This window comes from Nonomuraea sp. NPDC048916 (assembly GCF_040649575.1).
Taxonomy (GTDB): Bacteria; Actinomycetota; Actinomycetes; order Streptosporangiales; family Streptosporangiaceae; genus Nonomuraea.
In genome coordinates, this window is sequence record NZ_JBEZFS010000038.1 from 45,322 (window position 1) to 65,183 (window position 19,862).

Genomic DNA, 19,862 nt, shown 5'->3' on the forward strand with positions numbered 1-19,862 from the left:
CGTGGGAACCGGCATGACCCACGATTAATCTACCTTCGGATTTCGTAGCTGTTACATACTGGTGCTGCGGATCCCGGCTTCCTTGCAGAATGCCACGACGCATTCGCTTGGCAAAGCCGGTTAGAACATGCAGACTGTGGTGAGATCAGAGGCAAGGGAAGATAAACATGACGCAGCCGGACAACGACATCCTCAAGGCCGCGCAAGATCACTTGTGGCTCCACTTCACCAGGCACAGCGCTTACCAGCAGGCCGAGATCCCGACCATCGTGCGCGGTGAAGGGTCCTACGTCTACGACATCCACGGCAAGCGCTACCTCGACGGCCTGGCCGGGCTCTTCGTGGTCCAGGCCGGTCACGGGCGCAGCGAGCTGGCCGAAGCCGCCGCCAAACAGGCGCAGGAGCTGGCCTTCTTCCCGCTGTGGTCCTACGCCCACCCCAAGGCGGCCGAGCTGGCCGAGAGGCTGGCCGCGCTGACCCCCGGCGAGCTCAACCGGGTCTTCTTCACGACCGGCGGCGGCGAGGCGGTCGAGACCGCCTGGAAGCTCGCCAAGCAGTACTACAAGCTCATCGGCAAGCCCCTCAAGCACAAGGTGATCAGCCGCCAGATCGCCTACCACGGCACCACGCAGGGCGCCCTGTCGCTCACCGGCATCCCGGCCTTCAAGGAGATGTTCGAGCCGCTCGTGCCGGGCTCGATCCGGGTCCCCAACACCAACCACTACCGGGCCGACGAGATCACCGGCGTCATGGGCATGACACCCGAGGAGTACGGCGTCTGGGCCGCCGACCGGGTCGCCCGGGCCATCGAGATGGAAGGCCCCGACACGGTCGCCGCCGTCTTCGCCGAGCCGGTGCAGAACGCCGGCGGCTGCTTCCCGCCGCCCCCCGGCTACTGGCAGCGCCTGCGCGAGATCTGCGACGAGTACGACGTGCTGCTCGTCTCCGACGAGGTCATCTGCGCCTTCGGCCGCCTCGGCACCATGTTCGGCGGGCAGAAGTTCGACTACGTGCCCGACATCATCACCTGCGCCAAGGGCCTGACCAGCGGCTACTCCCCCATGGGGGCGATGATCGCGCACGAGCGGCTGTTCGAGCCGTTCAAGCATGGCGACAACACCTTCGCCCACGGCTACACCTTCGGCGGACACCCCGTCTCCGCCGCCGTGGCGCTGGCCAACCTCGACATCTTCGAGCGCGAGGACCTGCTCGGTCACGTCACCAAGAACGAGCCCGTCTTCCAGGCCACCCTCGAGAGCCTGAAGGACCTGCCGATCGTCGGCGACGTGCGCGGCTCCGGCTACTTCTGGGGCATCGAGCTGGTCAAGGACAAGACCACCAAGGAGACGTTCACCGGCGAGGAGTCGGAGCGGCTGCTGCGCGGCTTCCTGTCCAAGGCGCTGTTCGACGCCGGGCTCTACTGCCGGGCCGACGACCGGGGAGACCCCGTCATCCAGTTGGCGCCCCCGCTGGTCGCCGGGCCGAAGGAGTTCGACGAGATCGGCTCGATACTCCGCACCGTGCTCACCGAAGCGTGGGCGCGATTGTAGAAACCCATATCCGGTACGGCATCGCCGTACCGGATATTTTTTTCCCGAAAGGATCGGCGCGATGAAGATCGGCGTGCCTGCCGAGGTCAAGAACCATGAATACCGCGTGGCCGTCACCCCGGCGGGCGTGCACGAACTCGTCCGCAACGGCCATGACGTCACCGTCCAGCGCGACGCCGGCCTCGGATCGCACATCACCGACGAGGAGTATCTCGCCGCCGGTGCGAAGATCCTCGACAGCGCCGACGCCGTGTGGGCCGAGGCGGAGCTGGTGCTCAAGGTGAAGGAGCCGGTGCCCGCCGAACACCACCGCCTGCGCGAGGGCCTGGTGCTCTTCACCTACCTGCACCTGGCCGCCTCCCGCCGGTGCACCGACGCCCTGCTCTCGACCGGCACCACCGGCATCGCCTACGAGACCGTCCAGGTCGGTGACTCGCTGCCGCTGCTGGCCCCGATGTCCGAGGTCGCGGGGCGGCTGGCCCCGCAGGTCGGCGCCTACAACCTGATGCGGTTCAACGGCGGCCGGGGTGTCCTGCCCGGCGGCGTGCCCGGCGTGGCCCCGGCCAAGGTGGTCGTCATCGGCGGCGGCGTCTCCGGCATGAACGCCGCGCAGATCGCCGTCGGCATGGGCGCCGACGTCACCGTCCTCGACACCAACGTCGACCGGCTCCGCTTCATCGACGCCGTCTACCAGGGCCGCCTCAAAACCCTCGTGTCCACCTCGTACGCCATCGAGCGGGAAGTGCTGGAGGCCGACCTGGTCATCGGCGCGGTCCTCATCCCCGGCGCCAAAGCCCCGACCCTCGTCTCGAACGACCTGGTCTCACGCATGAAACCGGGCTCGGTGCTCGTCGACATCGCCATCGACCAGGGCGGCTGCTTCGCCGACTCGCGCCCGACCACCCACGCCGAGCCGACCTACCGGGTGCACGACTCGGTCTTCTACTGCGTGGCCAACATGCCGGGCTCGGTGGCCAACACCTCCACCTACGCGCTGACCAACGCCACCCTGCCGTACGCGGTCAAACTGGCCAACCTGGGCTGGCGCGAGGCGCTCAAGGGCGACGCCGGGCTCGCGCGTGGCCTCAACACGCACGGCGGGCGGCTCACCAACGCGCCGGTGGCGCAGGCGCTCGACCTGCCCCACACGCCCGTGTCCCAGGCACTCGCCGCCTGACCGCCGTCGCCTGACCTCCGCCGGCCGGTCGCCGACCGGCTGTGGTCGGGCCTGGCAGTGTCGAACCTGGCTGTGGTCGGGCTCGGTAGTAGTGGCCGATTAAGAGAGGCCGAAGCGCCTTCGCAGGTCGCGGGCCGTGGCGAGAACGTGGTCGATCTCGGCCGGGCTGGGCCAGGGGGCGCCGCCCGGCCGCAGCAGCGTGACCCGCACCGAGGCGAGATGCTCGATCGCGCTGGCGTGCAGGCCGCTCCGCTCCACCAGCCAGCCGATCACGTCGGCGTGGTCGTGCAGCGGCCTGGTCACCAGATCCCAGGTGCCGAGCACCTCCGTCAGCGCCGGCACGGCCAGCGAGACGCCGCCCCTGCGGCCGGTCGCGGCCGCGGCGAGCTCCGCCCGGGCCGCCAGCTCGGGCTCGGGCATCCGGTCCCACGACGGCGGTGGCGGGTCGGCCAGCCACCGCCGGGCCTCGCCGGTCTCCCCGGCCGCCGTCAGCAGGCCGCCCAGCTCCACGGCCGCCTGGTGGTGCCCGGCCAGCGCCGCCTCGCGGAACCAGTGCCGCCCCCCGTCGAGGTCGCCGAACTCCGCGATGAGCAACAGCCCGAAGTTGAACGCCGCCTCGGGGTCGCCCCCGGCCGCCGCCCGGCCGAACCAGTGGCCGGCCCCCGGCGGGTCACCCAGCTCCACGCAGACGAACCCGGCCATCCGCTGGTCGTCGATCCGGCCCGCGCCCGCCGCCCGTTCGTACCAGCCGCGGGCCGTGCGCAGGTCGCCGCGGGAGAGCGCGATGCCGCCCAGCTGCGAGGCGGCGCCGGGATGCTCGCTCGCGGCGGCCAGCCGAAAATAGGTCTCGGCGCCCTCTGGATCGCGGCCGGCCTGCAGGAACAGGCCCAGATGGTACGCCGAGTCGGCATGCCCTCCGCGTGTCGCGAACTCCCACCACCACACGGTCTCCTCGTCGTCTCCGGCCGAGTAGGCCAGGAAGCCCAGATCGTGGGCGCAGGCGGTGTCGCCGTCGGCGGCCGCCCGGCGATGCCACTCCCGTGCCGCGTGCAGCTCGCCCGCGTCCTCGCAGATCAGCGCCAGCCGGCGGGCCGCTTGCCGGGACCCGGCGCGGGCCGCGCACTCGAACCAGCCCCTCGCGGTCTCCAGGTCGCCGCGCTGCTCCAGGAGGAGGGTGGCCAGGTTGACGGCGGCCTCCGCGTCACCGGTGCCGGCCGCCCGCTCGTACCAGGAGACGGCCTCCTCCAGGCTGCCGTGCTTCTCGTGCCAGAGGCCCAGGTTGTAGGCGCTGTCGACGTTGCCCCCCGAGGCGGCCAGCTCCCACCAGTGGCGGGCCGCGGAGCGGTCGCCCCGCTGGGCGTGCAGCCTGCCCAACCGGTGCGCCGCCTGCGCGTCACCCGCCTGCGCGGCCAGCAGCAGCTCGGTCTCGTCGCCCACGCGTGGCGCCGGAACGGCCGGCGCCGCCTCACCTTGCCACCACGACATGGGCCACAGGGTTACACGTAACCGGACGGGCGCGGAGGGTAAACGCCGACAGGTCTAGGAGAACTTGATGAACCCTGTGTACATCCCCATCCCGCAGGTGTAGCGCAGGGTTCCGGGCCGCTGCGGGGGCAGGTGCACGGTCGCCGGCAGAGTGACGTCGCGGCCGTCGATCACGACCGTGCCCGTGCACCCCTGGTCCACCTGCTTGAACACGACCTCCACCGGCAGGCCCGCCCTGGCCGCCACGATGCCCGGCCGGTAGCCGTCGCGCATGGCCCACACGGTGACCGTCTGCGTGCCGGCTCCGCCCTGCTCGGTCGTCGCCGCGGCGGGAGGCGTGGGCTGTGGCAGCCAGCCGCCCAGGCTGAGCCCGGTCCCGATCGTCCACAGCCCGGCCGCCAGCGCCACCACCCCGGCCAGCCGGGCGACCCGGGTCCGTGAGACGCGCCGCAGCACATACCCGAGCAGCGCGAACGCGGGCGCGGTGCCGATCACGAACCCGGCCATCACCGCCGCCCCGCCCAACGGGGAGCCGCTGGAGACGGCGACCATCTCCATGCCGATCGTCACGCCGCACGGGACCAGGATGGTCGCCGCGCCCAGCAGGGGCGCGCCCAGCCGTCGCCCCGTCTCACGCGCGGGCGGGGCGCAGCCGGGCCGGGTGCGGCGCAGCAGCCGAACGGCGAACACGATCACTGTGACACCCGCCGCCACGAGCAGCAGCGCCCTGGCCGCGGGAGGCAGGCTGACGGCCGCGCCGAGTAACCCGAGCAGCGCCCCCACCACCGAGTAGGCGACCAGCCTGCCCGCCAGGAACCATCCGATCAGCGACGGATCGCCGGCGGAACGACGCGGGCAACACGCCTCGTCGTTCCCGGCTCCGGCCGGTTCTGGTGCGGCCGGCCGGGCTCCGGTCTCTTGGCGCCGGCGCTCCATCAGGCCGACGAGGAGGCCGCCCTGGACCGCCGTACACGACGCGGTGCCCGCCAGGAGGCCGGCGGCGAGGCCGCTGGCGAGCAGGGCGGCGGACTGCGCGCTCAGTGGACGAGAGCCAGGTTGTCCAGTGCTCCGCTCTTGGCCGCCTCCACTATCGAGCTGAACTGGTCGCGGCTCATCTCGACGCGCTGCCCGAAGTCGTCAGTGATGATCACCTGACGGTCTTCGGGCGCCGCGTGGTCGACGAACAGTTCGGGGCAGCCGCAGCTGCACTGACCACAGAATCGGGCGATCGACCGCATACTCGTCCCCACTCTCGATGAAGGTCCTAGAGGCAACGTAACGTGTCTTACCGGACGCGGCCAGTAACAGTATGTTTACCGGCGTTGACCGAATCGGACTGCGGTCGGCTTGCCCTCGCTGGGGCATGCCCTTCCGTTGCACTGGTTTCTGTGGTGGCCGCGGACGCGGTCGGCCGGAACGCCCACCCGCCTCCGCGGCCACCACAGAAAGCAAGGGCTCTGTCGCCGAACCCCGTACAAGACCCTCTAGGAAGCTTCCAGGCGGGCGCGGACGGCGGCGCGGTCGATGCCGAGGCGGTCGAGGAGTTCGGCCACGGGGTCGGGGCGGGCTTGAGCGAGGAGAGCGAGGAGCAACTGGGCGGGGGCCGCGATGCTTCTGGTCTTGCGTGGGGTGGCCTTGATGGCCTGGTTGATGACCGCCCGCGCGCTGGACGTCAGGGCGGTGCCCGGCACCGGTGGGTGCTTGCGCGGCCGGGCCGGCGGCGTTTCACCGACGTCGATCCCGATGGCGCGCAGCGCCGCCCGGTCGAGCGCGTCGAGGGCGGCACGGGCGGTGTGCGCGTCGACGCCGAGCGCCTGCGCCGGCTCCGGGGCGCGCAGGCAGCCGAGCAGGAGGTGCACGGTGCCCAGGCGGCGGTCGCCGCGTTGCCTGGCCTCCTCGAACGCTCCCTTGACGACCAGTGCGAACGGGCTCTTTCCCTCTCCGAACATGACGAGCCTCACTTTCCGTATTTGGCGTGTACCGACTGCCGTGACATGCCGAGCGCGTCGCCTATCTGCTCCCATGTCCAGCCCTGTTCCCGGGCGAGTGAGACCGAGATCGCCTCGACCTGCTCGGCCAGCCGGTGCAGGGCGCCCACCGCGCGCAACCCGACGGCGGGTTCGTTCGACTTGATGCGTTCCGCCAGTTCTCCCATGTCCACGTTGTCAGGCTAGATTGACAGAGGTGGCCTGTCAACCTAGCCTGACAGGCATGGGTGATGTGGTGATCGTAGGAGCGGGCCCCGCCGGGGTTCCCGTTCGGCGGGGCCGCTGCGTGCCGGGCGTGCGCGTGCTCGGCGTGCGCGGGCTGTGACGATCCGCCGGCCGACGTGTCGCCGATCCGCCCCGACGGGTACGTGGCCTGGGCGGGGATGGCTGGCCTGGCCGAGGCGGTCGCGGCCTGGTTCGTCCCGTGAGCGGCGACGGCCTCGTGTCAGAGCCAGCCGGGTCTGACCAGGCCGGACTCGTAGGCGATGACGACCAGTTGGGCGCGGTCGCGGGCGTGGAGTTTCATCATGGTCCGGCTCACGTGGGTCTTGGCCGTCGCCGGGGACATGAACAGCTTGGCGGCGATCTCGTCGTTGGTCATGCCGGCGCCGACCAGGGTGAGGACCTCGCGCTCGCGCTCCGTCAGCTGGTCGAGGCCGTCGGCGGCCAGCGGCTCCTTGGCGCGGGAGGCGTACTCGGAGATCAGGCGGCGGGTCACGCTCGGGGAGAGGAGGGCCTCGCCGGCGGCCACCACGCGCACCGCCTGGATGAGCTCGGCGGGCTCGGTGTCCTTCACCAGGAAGCCGCTGGCGCCGCCGCGGAGGGCCTCGAAGACGTACTCGTCCAGCTCGAAGGTGGTCAGGATGATGATGCGCGGGCCCGGTGGCATCTGGCGGGTGGCGGTGAGGCCGTCGGTGCCGGGCATGCGGATGTCCATCAGGACCACGTCCGGCCGGTGCTCGCGCGACAGGCGCACGGCCTCGGCGCCGTCGGCGGCCTCGGCGACCACGGCCATGTCGGGCTGGGCGTTGAGCAGCGCCTTGAAACCCGCCCGCACCAGGGCCTGGTCGTCGGCCAGCAGTACGTTGATCATGAGTTCTCCTCGGGGAGGGGGAGCCGGGCCGAGACCTGGAAACCGGTGCCCGAGGGGCCCGCGACCAGCGAGCCGCCCAGGGCGGAGGCGCGTTCGCGCATGCCGGGGATGCCGTTGCCGCTGCCCACCTCCGCGTGAACGGCGGCCGTCGTGGCGCCGGTGTCGATGATCCGGAGGCACAGCTCGTCCGCGCCGTACTCGAGACGTACCGAGACCTTGGAGCCGGGGGCGTGGCGGGCGGCGTTGGTGAGCGACTCCTGCACGATGCGGTAGGCGGCGCGTTCGACCGGCCGGGGCACCGGCCGGGAGCCGGCGTGCTTGATCGTCACGTTCAGGCCGGAGCGTTCGGCCAGCTCGTCGAGGCGGTCGAGCCCGGCGGTGGGGGAGCGGGGGGCGCCGTCGCGCAGCACGTTCAGCACGGAGCGCATCTCGCCGAGCACCTCCTTGGAGGCGGTCTTGATCGTGGCGAGCGCGGTGCGGGCCTGCTCGGGGTGGTCGTCGATGAGGTGCAGCGCGGTCGAGGCCTGGACGTGGATGAGCGAGATGTTGTGCGCCAGCACGTCGTGCAGCTCCTGGGCCATGGTCAGCCGCTCCTCGCTGGCCTGCCGCCTGGTCTCCTCCTCGGCCGCCCGCGACTGCTGGGCGCGGCGCTCGCGCAGGATCCTGAGCAGCTCGGCCGCCACCATGAACACCAGGATGAACGCGCTGATCGCCAGCGCGTGATAGAGCCAGAGCCCTCCCTGGTAGGTGCCGAGCCCGGCGTAGACGAGGAAGACGGCGAGCGAGACGCCGGCCAGGACCCAGGCGGCCAGCCGCCGGCCGTTCATGATCAGCAGGAACAGCACGATGATCGGGGCGAAGAAGATGGGCCCGTACGGGTAGCCGCCCCACACATACCCATAGGTCGCCGCGAAAGTGATGAATGACGAGATAAGGGGAAACTTCCGATAGATAGCGAGCATCGCCGGACCGACCAGTAGCAGTCCGAACGCCAGGGGGTCGAGCGGCTCCCTGAATGATTGCTGCCCATATGCCGCTCCCTGCGACATAACCACCTGAACGATCGCGACGATCAACGCCAGGTAAGGGGCATATCCGGACTTCGTGCGCACATGCCCACGCTAAGTCAGCCATCTGACCAACGCATCACCCGCATGTCGCAGGGGGCCCTACCACGACGGGCGTACCTGGTTCATCGTGGACACCATGCGCAGTGTGATCGTTTCCACAGCAGCACTCCTCCTCCTGGTGGCCGGCGCCCCTCCCGCGCTGGCCGACCCCGCCCGCAAGGTCCCCGTCGCCGAGGGGACGGGCGGCGCGGTCGCCACCGTCGACCTCGACGCGAGCAAGGCGGCCATCGCCGTACTGAAGAAGGGTGGCAACGCCATCGACGCCGCGGTCGCCGCCGGCGCGGTGCTCGGGGTCACCGAGCCCTACTCCGCCGGCCTGGCGGGTGGCGGCTTCATCGTCTACTACGACGCCAAGCAGCGTAAGGTCCACACGATCGACGGCCGTGAGGCGGCCCCGAGGGCCATGCACGCGGCCGCCTTCGAGGGCATCCCGTTCGAGGAGGCCGTGACCAGCGGCCTGTCGGCGGGAGTGCCGGGCGCGGTCGCGCAGTGGGACCTGGCACTGCGCGAATTCGGCACGATCTCGCTCAGACAGGCGCTCCAGCCGGCCATCGAGGTGGCGTCCAAGGGGTTCGTCGTCGACCAGACGTTCGTCGCCCAGACCGAGCAGAACCGGGCCAGGTTCGCGGACTTCCCCGCCACCGCCGGCCTCTACCTGCCCGGCGGCGCGCCGCCGCCCGTCGGGTCCGTCTTCAGGAATCCCGATCTCGCCGCCACCTACCGCGAGCTGGGCAGGCGCGGTCCCGACTGGCTGTACGGCGGGGAGCTCGGCAGGGAGATCGTCGCCACGGTCAAGCGGCCGCCGGTCGCGCCGGGCGCCACCCGCAACGTCCGGCCCGGCCTCATGGAGCAGTCCGACCTGCGGTCCTACCGCGCCCTGCTACGCGAGCCGACGCACGTCGACTTCAAGGACCTGCAGGTGTACGGCATGGCGCCCCCGTCCTCCGGCGGCTCGACCGTGGGCGAGGCGCTCAACATCCTGGACTCGCTGCCCCAGGTCGGGCTGCACGAGTATCTGGAGGCGTCCCGGCTGGCCTTCGCCGACCGCAACAAGTACGTCGGAGACGTGCCCGGAGTGCCGCTGAAGGAGCTGCTGTCCGACGGCTTCGCCAAGGAACGCGCCTGCCTGATCGGCGACTACGCGATGGCCCACCCCGCCGCGCCGGGCGACCCCGACGGCAGCTACCGGTCCTGCGAGGCCCCGAAGGGCAGCTCGACGCCGACGGCCGGTGAGGGGCCGGAGACCACCCACCTGGTGGTCGCCGACCGCTGGGGCAACGTGGTGGCCTACAACCTGACCATCGAGTCGACCGGAGGCAACGGCATCGTGGTGCCCGGGCGCGGGTTCCTGCTCAACAACGAGCTGACCGACTTCACCTTCGGTCCCGCTCCCGGTGACCCGAACCTGCCCGGCCCCGGCAAGCGGCCGCGCTCGTCGATGGCGCCCACGATCGTGTTCCAGCACGGCGAACCGGTGCTGGCGGCCGGGTCGCCCGGCGGCGCGACGATCATCACCACCGTGCTGCAGATCCTGGTCAACCGCTTCGAATGGGGCATGAGCCTGCCCGAGGCGCTCGCCGCGCCGCGGGCCTCCCAGCGCAACAGCGCGCAGACGCAGGCCGAGCAGGCGTTCCTCGACGCCCACCGGGCCGCGCTGGAGACCCGCGGTCACAGCTTCGCGCTGACGGCCGAGATCGGCGCGGCCACCGCGCTGGAGTTCGTCGGCCGGGACAGGGTCCAGGCCGTGGCCGAGCCGACCAGGCGCGGCGGCGGCAGCGCGATGGTGGTCAGACCTGGCAGATGAGCTAGTAGATGAGCTCGTAGGCGCCGGGCTTCACCTTGCGGGTGCGTGCCCAGTACTCGAAGGTGAAGCCCGGCCAGATCGTCCGGTTGACCCCCTGCTCGTCGAGATACCAGGAGTCGCAGCCGCCCGAGTTCCACACCAGCGGGTCGAGCCGTTCGAGCAGCCGCCTGCCGAACGCGCGCTGCGCCTCCGGCCTGACGTCGAGCGCCCTGGCCCGGGTCCTGGAGAGCAGGCGCAGGCAGTCGATGACGTAGCGGATCTGCGACTCGATCATGAAGACGACCGAGTTGTGCCCGAGTCCGGTGTTGGGGCCGAGCAGGAAGAACAGGTTGGGGAAGCCGGCCGTGCCGATGCCGTAGTAGGTCTCGATGCCGTCCTGCCAGGCCTCCTGGATCTTCACGCCGTTCCGGCCGACGATCCGCTGGTCCTGGAGCGACTCGGTGACCTTGAAGCCGGTGCCGTAGACGATCACGTCGGTCTCGTGCTCGGCGCCGGACACGTCGACGATCGAGTGCCTCCTGATCTCGGAGACGCCGTCGGTGACCAGCTCGACGTTGTCGCGGGTCAGCGCCGGGTAGTAGTCGCTGGAGATCAGGATCCGCTTGCAGCCGATCGTGTAGCCGGGGGTCAGCCTGCGGCGCAGCTCGGGGTCGGGCACCTGGCTCTCCAGGTGCCCGCGGGCGAGCTTCTCGTGCACCTTCATCAGCCGGGGGTCCACGGTGAAGCCCAGCGCCCTGCTCTCCAGCAGCCAGTAGAGGCCGTTGCGCAGGGCCCTGGCCGTGCCCGGCAGCCGCAGCGCCCGCTTCATCCAGGGCGGGATGGCGAAGTCGGGCTTGGGGTGGATCCACGGGGGTGTCCGCTGGAACACGGTCAGCTTGCCGGCCCGGGGGGCGATCTGGGGGACGAACTGGATGGCCGAGGCGCCGGTGCCGATCACGGCCACGCGCTTGCCGGTCAGGTCGGCCGAGTGGTCCCACTCGGCCGAGTGGAAGGCCGGACCCGCGAAGAGCTCCCGCCCCGGTATTTCCGGAAATGACGGGATATGGAGGGCGCCGATGCCGGAAATAACGGCATTCGTTCGCAGGGTCTCGCCGTCCGCCGTGGCCACCTCCCACGCCCGGTCGCCGTCGTCGTACTCCAGGGAGACGACCTGCTTGCCGTACCGGAAATGTGGGGCGATGCCGTATCTGTCGACGCATGCCCGCAGGTAGTCCCAGATCTCGGCCTGCGGGGAGAACATCCGCGACCAGTCGGGGTTGAGGGCGAAGGAGTAGGAGTACATGTGCGACGGCACATCGCACGCGCAGCCGGGGTAGGTGTTGTCGCGCCAGGTGCCGCCCAGGTCGGCGGCCTTCTCCAGGATGACGAAGTCGTGGTAGCCGGCCTCTTTGAGCTTGATCGCCATGCCGATCCCGGCGAAGCCGGAGCCGATGATCACTATCCCTGGCTCAGCCACTGCTCCTCCTCCGCGCCCGGCCCGAGTTATTGGACTTGATGTCCAATGTAATCAGCGCGCCGCATCCGGTCCAGGTTCCGCTCGCAGTGAATCACATCACACCGACCAGTCGGTATGCCTGGGGCAGGACACACGAAAAGCGCCGAGGGCCGCAGCCGTCGGCGCACCGTCGGGCCGGATCAGCGCAAGAGCAGGAAGACGCCCACGGCGACGATCGCGATCGCGAGCACGACGGCGATGATCGGCAGGAGGGGCGACTTCTTGGGCGTCGCGGCCTCTTGCTCGGACCGCTGCGCGAACGCACGGAACTGCTGGGTGTTGCCCGCGGGGTCGATATGCTGGTCAGACATGCCCAGCAGCCTAGCGGGATCACTTGCGGCAATTGCACTGGTTTACGTGATTCGTAGGCGTGGGTTGATGAGGAGACCACTCGGGTCGCCGGATAGCTTGGAAGCATGCTGAGGACCCTGCTCTCCCCCCGCATGCTGGGGCTGCATCTGCTGACGATCGGGGTCCTCGTCGCATTCATCCTGCTCGGGCGCTGGCAGCTCGGCGTCTTCCAGGACTCCGGCAAACCGCAGAGCGCGACCGACCCCGGGCCCGTCGCCGTCGCCACGCTCACCCAGGTGGGCGCGCAGATGGAGAGCGACGCCGTCGCGCGCAAGGTCACCGCCGAGGGCTCCTACGACGCCTCCCGCCAGCTGCTGGTCATCGACAGGCGGCCCAGCGTCGAAGCGCCGGGCGGCAACGTCGCTCGCGGCGAAGGCTACTGGGTGCTCACACCGCTCAGGCTCGACGACGGCACACTGATCCCCGTGGTGCGCGGCTGGGTGGCCACCGCCACCGACCCGGGCGTAGCGGTGCCGGAGGGCAGGGCCACGGTGACGGGCCGGCTCAGGCCGCCGCAGGGCACCGACAGCGTCCAGCGGCGCACCGAAGCCCTGCCCGAGGGCCAGGTGCAGACCGTGTCCACGGGTGAGCTGATCAACTTGTGGATCGGCGAGAAGGTGCGCAACGGCTTCGTCGTCGCCCAGCCGCCGTCGGGCTCGCTGACCCAGGTCGAGGTCGCGCCGCCCGTCGTCGGCGGCACCCTCACCTGGCGCAACCTGGCCTACGCCGCCAACTGGTGGATCTTCGCCGGGTTCGCCGTGTTCATGTGGTTCCACTTCGTACGCGATGGCGTACGCGCTGATCGGGACCGTCGCACGTCCCCCGAAATGGTTCTGGAAGGTTAAACGGTGGAATCGGCTCTCAAGCCCTTCCGGGTGCTCGCCTACATCGTCGGCGTGATGCTGCTCATCCTCTGCGTCGCGATGGTGCTCAGGTACGGCTTCGACATCGCCGGGCTGTCCAAGATCGTGGCGCCCATCCACGGATTTCTCTACATGGTCTACCTGGTGGCGGTCATGAACCTGGGCATGAAGGCGCGCTGGAACTGGCCGTACATGCTGGGCATCATGCTCGGCGGCACGGTGCCGTTCCTGTCGTTCGTCGTGGAGCGCCGGGTCACCGAGCGGGTGAGAGGCGCCCAGACGGCGGAGGCCTGAGGCCCCCGCCGCCCGGGATCAACGGCCGATGCCGCGCTTGCGGGATCTCTTGAGCCGCTCGCGCTGCGACGGGTCCAGCATCAGATAACCGGCCACGGGGGCGCCGATCACGCCGAGGATGACCAGCAACGTGATCCATCCGGCCCCGAAGAAGATCAGAGAGAGCAGAACCGCGGCACCGGCTCCGATGGCGTACTTCTGGACTGGCGACATCCCCAACTTCCTCCGAACGCGGAGCGCGCGCCCCGCCTCTCCCACTATTCTGCGTCGCCGGTCCAACGAGTGGGGCGCGGGCACGGTTCCGTACGCGATGTATCTCAACCATTGCGTTACCCGGAGCTGGCCTGTGGCTCCTCGGCCTCGGCGCCGACCGCCAGCAGTTCGCGGCGCAGCGCGTCCAGGTCGCCCCGCTGGGCGGGGTCGCCCGACAGCAGCCTGAACAACACCGGAGCCAGCGTGCCGGCCCTGGTCAGCGAGGCGCCGGGAGCGGGCGGACGGCCCTCCACCGCCGCGAACAACGTGGCGCCCAGCGACCACAGGTCGGCGGCCCGGCTCGGCTCACCCTCGGGCGCGGTGAAGTCGGGCATGGCCGGCCCCGCGACCCGCGCCGAGCGCAGCCGCGCGGGAGCGCCGCCCGCCGGCAGCAGGATCATCCCCGGGTGCACGGCGCCGTGGTGCCGGCCGCGGGTGTGGATCGCGGCCAGCTGGTCGAGCACGGCCAGCCCGATCGCCACCACCTGACCGACCGGCACCGGGCCGGAGGAGGCGATCACCTGGTCGAGCGAGCGGTCGAGGGCGAGCCGGTCGAGCGTCTCGGCGACCACCTCGGCGGGCGGCGGTCCCGCCGGATCGAGCATGGCCCTGATCAGCGACCTCAGCGGATCGGCCCCCGCGATGGGCGCCGGGCCGGGTGGCCGGCCCTCGACGGCGAAGTGCAGCGTGGCGGCCAGCGACCACAGGTCGGAGGCGGGCCACAGCCCGGGATCGGGGAAGCCGAACCCCGAGAGCAGCGCCCGGCCGGTCGGGGTGAGCAGCACGTTGGCCGGGTTGACCCGCCCGTGCACGATTCCCGCGGCATGCGCGGCCAGCAGCGCCGACAGCACGCAGACGCCCACCCGGGCGGCCTGCAGGACGGGCAGCGGGTGGCGCGACAGCACGGCCTGCTCCAGCGAGGTGCCCGCGACCGGCTCCATGACCAGCCACGTCTCGCCCTTCTCGACCACCACGTCGAGCACGCCGACGACGGAGGCGTGGCGCAGCCCGACGGCCCGCCGCGCGTCACGCACCGCGGCATCGCGCAGCTCGGGCGGCACGTGCACGGCTCTGACCGCCACGTCGCGGTGCTCCTGCTCGTCGAAGGCCGGCCGTACGACCCCACCGCCCAGGGGGTCCAGCAGCCGGTAGCGCCTTGCCAGCTTTTTGCTCTTTCCCATCCCGAGGTGCACGATAGCGGCCCGTATCCAGGCAAGCCATGGACGAACGGCACCAGACTGGCATACCGCTTCCTATCTGACAGGAGGCGTCAGGCCGGCGAACCGGCCAGCCACTCCTCGTGCGCGTCGTGCAGCCTGCCGAACAGCGCGTCCTTCTCCCCGGCGCTCACGTCGCCGAGCGGCAGCCCGAACACGTCGGCCAGCGCCGCGTAGTAGTCGCGGGCCGTGTCAAGCGTGACGGAGTGGCTGCCGTTGCCCAGTCGCGACAGCCTGAGCCCGCGCAGGACGTCCACTCCCGAGGCGTCGCGCCGCTGCACGACGGCGACGCGGACGAAGCCGGACTCCGGTGAGGTGCTCAGCTGGCCGTGCATCTCCACAAAGGCCGACATGTCAGCAGGAGTCAGGCCGAAATCCATCCCCTCGAACGAGCCGCTCGGATCATGCTCGAACCGCCACCCGCCCGGCGCCACCTCCGACGGCCGCAGCCCGTACACGAACGGGCCCTGCCGGTGCGTGCCCTCGACCAGCGGGAGCGGCTCGTGCAGGCCGTCACCGAGCCCCAGGTCCACCAGCCACTCGCCGCCCGGATTGTCCTCCGACGGCAGCCCCCGCACGGTGAGCACCAGATGGTTGCCGCTGACGCCGGGCTCGGCGCCCCGCGTCTGCACGCCGCCGACGTGCCGGGTCACCTCGTAGCCCAGCTCCATGGCCAGCCGCGAGAACGCGCCGTTCAGGTGGTAGCAGTAGCCGCCGCGGCCGCGCAGGATGCGTTCGGCCGACTCCAGCGGGTCGACGGTCGTGGTGCGGCCCAGCCAGATCTCCAGCACCTCGTACGGCACCCGCTCGACGTGCGCGATGTGCAACGCCCGGAGACTCTCGGCCGTCGGCGGGGTGTTCAGCAGGTCGGTAAGCCCTAGGTGGCGGAGATATCCGGCAGTGTTCACCCGTCCAAGTCTGCACCGGATGTGCACGATTAGGGGAGTGTCGTCTGCACGGCCCCCTTCTAGGCTTTCGTCCGTGGCAGAGCAGCGACGTGTCCTCCTGGTAGAGGACGACGAGACCATCGCGAGGGCCGTACGCGACAGGCTGGCAGCCGAGGGGTTCGACGTCCGGGTGGCCGGCGACGGCGAGACCGCCCTGATCGAGTACGGCAGGGCGGAGCCCGACCTGGTCATCCTCGACCGGCTGTTGCCCGGCCTGGACGGGCTGGAGGTGTGCCGCAGGATGCAGGCGGCCCGGCCGGTGCCCGTGCTCATGCTCACCGCGCTCGGCGAGGAGACCGACGTGCTCGTCGGGCTCGGCGTCGGCGCCGACGACTACCTCGCCAAGCCGTTCAGCATGCGCGAGTTGGTGGCGCGGATCCACGCGCTGCTGCGCCGGGTCGAACGGGCCGCCCAGCTGGCCGCCGAGGACACCGTGCTGCGGGTGGGCGAGGTGGAGATCGACACCGCGGCCCGCCGGGTGTTCGTGCGCGGCACGGAGGCGCAGCTCACCAGGACCGAGTTCGACCTGCTGCGCCGCCTCGCCGAACGGCCCGGCCAGGTGTTCGAGCGCGAGCGGCTGCTGTCCGACGTGTGGGGCTTCTCCGAGGCCGCCGCCACCAGGACCGTCGACAGCCACGTGCGCGCGCTGCGCCGCAAGCTCGGCTCCGACGTGGTGCGCACCGTCCACGGCGTCGGCTACGCCCTGGTGCGGCCATGAGACCGCTCGACTTCCTCGGCCGGATCAAGGTCAAGCTCGGCATCGTGATCGTGCTGGCCGTCGGGACCGCGTTCGTCATCAACGAGGTCGGCATCAACTCCGGGTTCACCCGCGACGTCAGGATCGCCGTCGCCGTGGTGCTCGCCCTGATCATGGTGCAGGTGCTCGCCATGGGCATGACCAAGCCGCTGCGCGAGATGGCCCGCGCCGCGCAGACCATCGCCAAGGGCCGCTACACGCTGCGCGTCCGCGCCACCTCACGCGACGAGGTCGGGGAGCTGGCCAGGGCGTTCAACGCGATGGCCGCCGACCTCGGCGAGGTCGACCGGCAGCGGCGCGAACTCGTCGCGAACGTCAGCCACGAGCTCCGCACCCCCATCACCGGGCTGCGGGCCGTGCTGGAGAACGTCGTGGACGGCGTCTCCGCGCCCGACCCCGTCACCATGCGCACCGCGCTCGCCCAGACCGAACGCCTCGGCCGGCTCGTCGCGCAACTGCTCGACCTGTCGCGGCTCGACTCCGGCGTCCGGCTGATCGAGCCCGAGGCGATCGAGCTCGCGCCGCTGCTCGTGCAGGCGGTGCGGGAGAGCGCGCTGGCGCGCGAGGACGTCCGGCTCGCCCCGGCGGTCCCCGGCCGCCTCGTCGTCCGCGCCGACCCCGACCTGCTCGCCCAGGTGCTGGCCAACCTGCTCGACAACGCCGTACGGCACAGCCCGCCCGGCGGCGTGGTCACCGTGCTGGCCTCCCCCACGGAGGGCGGCGTCCAGATCACCGTCGCCGACCAGGGGCCCGGGATCCCCGCCTCGGCCCGGAGCCGCGTGTTCGAGCGCTTCTCCCGGCTCGACACGGCCCGCGCCGCCGACGCCGGGGGAGCGGGGCTGGGGCTGGCCATCGTGAAAGAGATCGTCGAACTGCACGGCGGTTCGATCCGCATCGACGACGGCGCGGGGTGCCGCATGATCGTCGAATTACCAGGGAGGACGACGATGGCGGATGTGCCACTGGAGGGACGGCAGGCGGAGCCCGCCCTTCCCACCACCCCCACCCCTCCGAACCCGCTCACGGACACACCGGCGACCGACCCCACGGCGGGGGCGGTCGAAGCGTGGCCCACGCCGGCCGTTCCGACCCCGGAGGCGGCCCCGATCGCGGTGCCCGTTCCGACCACGGGGGCCGGGGCGGCGGGCGGTCCGGCAGCCGCGGCGATGGCCACTTCGGTGGCCGCGACCATCGCCGAGGACGCGGCCGGCGCTCGGGCAACCGCGCGAGCCGGGGCGGCCGGTACGGACGCCGCGGCGACCGAGCCCGGTCCAACCGGCTCAGCGAGCGGGTCCGACGTGAGCGCCGGGACCGCTGCGGCGGTGACCACCGGTTCCGTGGGCACCAGCGGGGCGGCGGACGTCGGGGCGGTGGGCTCCGCCGCCACGGCTGTCGCGGCGGGCACATGGGAGGTGACGTCCGAAGTGACCGGGAGAGGTGGCGCCGTGGCTGTGACGGGTCCGGTGCTGGCGCGGGTGCCGGAGTCCCGGGCGGTTCCGGGGGAGGGAGCGCGGCCGGGGGCCGAGCACGGGCCGAGGCTGGCGCGGATGGTGGCCGGCACCCTCATCGGGCTGCTCTTCGGCTTCGTGGGCGGCATGTTCGCGGCCGTGTTCGTGAGTGTCACCGTGGGCGACGGGGCGGCCCTCGTCACGCTCGTGCTCTGCACCGCGCTCGTCGGCGCCATCGGCACGGCCATCGGCGCGGGCCCCGGCCGCCGGTTCGCGTACCAGGGCCAGCCGGCCCCGTACCAAGGGCAGGGCGGTCCGCATGCGAGACAGGCCGCTCCGCTCCAGGGGCAGGGCGACCCGCATGCGAGGCAGGCCGCTCAGCTCCGGGGGGGCCAGTACCCGGGACAGGGCGGGGCGTACCCAGGGGACGGCGGGAGTCAGCCGAGGCCGGGCGGGCCGCACCAGGCGCAGACGTTCGGACCGGGGCAACCGCCGCCCCCGTACGTGCCGCCGCCGCTGTTCCCGCGCCCGGAGCTGCCCGAGACGCCGCGCTGGCTGCTGCCGGCGGCGGCCGGGGCGGGGGTGTTCACGGCGGTGGCGCTGCCCGACGCGCAGGCCGGGCTGGGCCTGGTGCTGGTCGCGATGGTGCTGGGCGCGGCGGCGCTGCCGGCGGTGCTGCGCCGGATGACGCCGTGGACGCTCGGATTCGGGCTGGTGGCGTACTGGCTGATCTCGATGGCCGCGGTCAGGGACGCGGACTGGCTGGTCGGTGTGCTGCTCGTGGCGGGCTCCGGGCTGGCCGCGCTGGCCGTGTCGGGGGCCGGGCTCGGATGGCTGGGCGTGATCAGGGGCGGTGTGTCGGTGCTGCTGGCGCTGGGGCCCGTGCCGTGGTTCCTGGCCAAACCGCTGAAGAAGCTGACCGCGAGGCGCCGCGTCATGCCGATGCTCACCGCGCTGGGCATCACGACCGTGCTGCTGCTGGTGTTCGGGCTGCTGTTCACCTCGGCCGACGCGGTGTTCGCCTCCTACGTGGAACGCCTGACCGCCACGCCCGACTGGGTCGAGTCCCTGCCGATGCGGATCTTCCTGTTCGCGGTGGGCGCGGTGCTGCTGGCGGCCGTGGTGCTGGTCGCGCTCAGGCCGGTCTCCGACCCCGTCGGGCCCGAGGTCAAGGTGGCCGTGAGCAGGGCCATCTGGCTGGTGCCGCTCACGGCGGTGAACCTGCTGTTCCTCGCGTTCGTCGCGGTGCAGATCACCGCGCTGTTCGGCGGTGACGCCTGGGTGCTGGAGACGGCCGGGCTCACCTACGCCGAATACGCCAGGCAGGGCTTCTTCCAGCTGGTCGTGGTCAGCGTGTTCGTGCTCGGCATCGTCGCGGTCGCCGGCGGCGTTCTCCGGACCGCGCGCCGCGAGCGCTGGGTGCTGGCCGGCCAGCTCGGCGTGCTGTGCGCGCTGACCATGGTCGTGCTGGCCTCGGCCCTGCACCGGATGAACCTCTACACCGACGCGTACGGGCTGTCGCGGCTCCGCCTGTCCGTGCAGGCCACGGTCTGGTGGCTGGGGGCGGTGTTCGTGCTGGTGCTGCTCGCCGGAGCGGTACGGCTGGCGGGCCGCGGCTCCGGCTGGCTGCCGCGTACGGTCGTGCTGGTCACCGCGATCGGGCTCGGCGCCTTCGCCCTCGTGAACCCGGACCTGCAGGTGGCCCGGACGCAGGTGGAGGTGCGCGGCATCACCAAGATCGACTCCGACTACCTGGGCGACCTGGGCGCCGAGGCCGTGCCGGCGCTGGACCGGCTGCCGGAGCCGCAACGCAGCTGCGTGCTGGCCGACGTGGTGCGCGCCAACGGCCTGGACCGCCCGGACCCGTGGAACGGCTGGAACCTGGCCCGGGCGCAGGCCCGCGACCTGCTCGCCGAGCGGCCCGTCGATCCGGCGGCCCGATGCGGAGGCCGGACCGGCTCGCGAAACGGCAGCGGCTCGTGAAGCCTTACCGCCGGGCCGATCGGGTTTA

At 71.6% G+C, this 19,862-nt stretch carries 19 protein-coding genes; 7 read left to right on the forward strand and 12 right to left on the reverse strand.

Annotated elements, in window-relative coordinates; genetic code table 11:
- The first annotated feature begins 167 nt into the window (after positions 1-167).
- Positions 168-1,550 (forward strand): aspartate aminotransferase family protein, encoded by a 1,383-nt coding sequence (locus AB0C16_RS31820; RefSeq protein WP_357688322.1) that lies wholly within the window; start codon positions 168-170, stop codon positions 1,548-1,550.
- 61 nt (positions 1,551-1,611) lie between these two features.
- A complete protein-coding gene (gene ald, locus AB0C16_RS31825; RefSeq protein ID WP_357688324.1) occupies positions 1,612-2,727 on the forward strand; it encodes an alanine dehydrogenase in 1,116 nt (371 codons plus the stop codon).
- Positions 2,728-2,826: 99 nt separating this feature from the next.
- On the opposite strand, the gene AB0C16_RS31830 is transcribed toward ald, so the two are convergent.
- The 7 genes from AB0C16_RS31830 to AB0C16_RS31860 form a co-directional block, all read right to left on the reverse strand.
- Positions 2,827-4,212 (reverse strand): tetratricopeptide repeat protein, encoded by a 1,386-nt coding sequence (locus AB0C16_RS31830; protein ID WP_357688326.1) that lies wholly within the window; start codon positions 4,210-4,212, stop codon positions 2,827-2,829.
- A 54-nt stretch (positions 4,213-4,266) separates the two neighbouring features.
- Positions 4,267-5,253, reverse strand: coding sequence for a sulfite exporter TauE/SafE family protein (locus AB0C16_RS31835; protein WP_357688368.1), 987 nt, complete (start codon positions 5,251-5,253; stop codon positions 4,267-4,269).
- Positions 5,250-5,450: a hypothetical protein gene (locus AB0C16_RS31840; RefSeq protein ID WP_357688327.1), complete on the reverse strand. Its 201-nt coding sequence runs from the start codon at positions 5,448-5,450 to the stop codon at positions 5,250-5,252. The genes AB0C16_RS31835 and AB0C16_RS31840 overlap by 4 nt, the downstream gene beginning before the upstream one ends.
- 246 nt (positions 5,451-5,696) lie before the next feature.
- A complete protein-coding gene (locus tag AB0C16_RS31845; RefSeq protein ID WP_357688329.1) occupies positions 5,697-6,161 on the reverse strand; it encodes a Clp protease N-terminal domain-containing protein in 465 nt (154 codons plus the stop codon).
- A gap of 8 nt (positions 6,162-6,169) precedes the next feature.
- Positions 6,170-6,367, reverse strand: a complete 198-nt coding sequence (locus AB0C16_RS31850) for a hypothetical protein (protein WP_357688370.1) — start codon at positions 6,365-6,367, stop codon at positions 6,170-6,172.
- A 278-nt stretch (positions 6,368-6,645) separates the two neighbouring features.
- Positions 6,646-7,293 carry a response regulator transcription factor gene (locus AB0C16_RS31855; RefSeq protein ID WP_357688331.1) on the reverse strand — a complete coding sequence of 216 codons (648 nt, stop codon included), beginning with the start codon at positions 7,291-7,293 and terminating at the stop codon, positions 6,646-6,648.
- Positions 7,290-8,186, reverse strand: coding sequence for a sensor histidine kinase (locus AB0C16_RS31860; protein WP_357688332.1), 897 nt, complete (start codon positions 8,184-8,186; stop codon positions 7,290-7,292). The genes AB0C16_RS31855 and AB0C16_RS31860 overlap by 4 nt, the downstream gene beginning before the upstream one ends.
- 313 nt (positions 8,187-8,499) lie before the next feature.
- On the opposite strand from AB0C16_RS31860, the gene AB0C16_RS31865 reads away from it, so the two are divergent.
- A complete protein-coding gene (locus AB0C16_RS31865) occupies positions 8,500-10,227 on the forward strand; it encodes a gamma-glutamyltransferase family protein (RefSeq protein ID WP_357688334.1) in 1,728 nt (575 codons plus the stop codon).
- Between the two features lies 1 nt (position 10,228).
- On the opposite strand, the gene AB0C16_RS31870 is transcribed toward AB0C16_RS31865, so the two are convergent.
- Both AB0C16_RS31870 and AB0C16_RS31875 read right to left on the reverse strand, forming a co-directional pair.
- Entirely contained in the window at positions 10,229-11,683 is a 1,455-nt protein-coding gene (locus AB0C16_RS31870) for an NAD(P)/FAD-dependent oxidoreductase (RefSeq protein ID WP_357688336.1), read from the reverse strand.
- A gap of 179 nt (positions 11,684-11,862) precedes the next feature.
- Positions 11,863-12,033, reverse strand: coding sequence for a hypothetical protein (locus tag AB0C16_RS31875; RefSeq protein ID WP_357688338.1), 171 nt, complete (start codon positions 12,031-12,033; stop codon positions 11,863-11,865).
- Positions 12,034-12,138: 105 nt separating this feature from the next.
- Here AB0C16_RS31875 and AB0C16_RS31880 point away from each other — a divergent pair, with 105 nt between their 5' ends.
- Complete coding sequence (locus tag AB0C16_RS31880) at positions 12,139-12,918, forward strand: SURF1 family protein (RefSeq protein ID WP_357688340.1); 780 nt, start codon at positions 12,139-12,141, stop codon at positions 12,916-12,918.
- Positions 12,919-12,921: 3 nt separating this feature from the next.
- On the forward strand, positions 12,922-13,230 hold the full coding sequence (locus AB0C16_RS31885) for a DUF3817 domain-containing protein (RefSeq protein WP_357688342.1): 309 nt from the start codon (positions 12,922-12,924) through the stop codon (positions 13,228-13,230).
- Between the two features lie 18 nt (positions 13,231-13,248).
- Here the strand turns inward: AB0C16_RS31885 and AB0C16_RS31890 are convergent, their stop codons facing one another.
- The 3 genes from AB0C16_RS31890 to AB0C16_RS31900 all read right to left on the reverse strand — a co-directional run bounded on the left by AB0C16_RS31890 (position 13,249) and on the right by AB0C16_RS31900 (position 15,607).
- A complete protein-coding gene (locus AB0C16_RS31890) occupies positions 13,249-13,443 on the reverse strand; it encodes a hypothetical protein (RefSeq protein WP_357688343.1) in 195 nt (64 codons plus the stop codon).
- 116 nt (positions 13,444-13,559) lie between these two features.
- Positions 13,560-14,663 (reverse strand): protein kinase, encoded by a 1,104-nt coding sequence (locus AB0C16_RS31895; protein ID WP_357688345.1) that lies wholly within the window; start codon positions 14,661-14,663, stop codon positions 13,560-13,562.
- Positions 14,664-14,752: 89 nt separating this feature from the next.
- The gene (locus AB0C16_RS31900) at positions 14,753-15,607 is read right to left on the reverse strand and encodes an arylamine N-acetyltransferase (protein ID WP_357688347.1); all 855 of its coding nucleotides are present in this window, start codon (positions 15,605-15,607) and stop codon (positions 14,753-14,755) included.
- Positions 15,608-15,704: 97 nt separating this feature from the next.
- Here AB0C16_RS31900 and AB0C16_RS31905 point away from each other — a divergent pair, with 97 nt between their 5' ends.
- Together AB0C16_RS31905 and AB0C16_RS31910 are read left to right on the forward strand one after the other, a co-directional pair.
- Complete coding sequence (locus tag AB0C16_RS31905) at positions 15,705-16,364, forward strand: response regulator transcription factor (RefSeq protein ID WP_357688372.1); 660 nt, start codon at positions 15,705-15,707, stop codon at positions 16,362-16,364.
- A complete protein-coding gene (locus AB0C16_RS31910; protein ID WP_357688349.1) occupies positions 16,361-19,834 on the forward strand; it encodes a DUF4153 domain-containing protein in 3,474 nt (1,157 codons plus the stop codon). Before AB0C16_RS31905 ends, AB0C16_RS31910 begins: the two co-directional genes overlap by 4 nt.
- Positions 19,835-19,862: the final 28 nt, after the last annotated feature.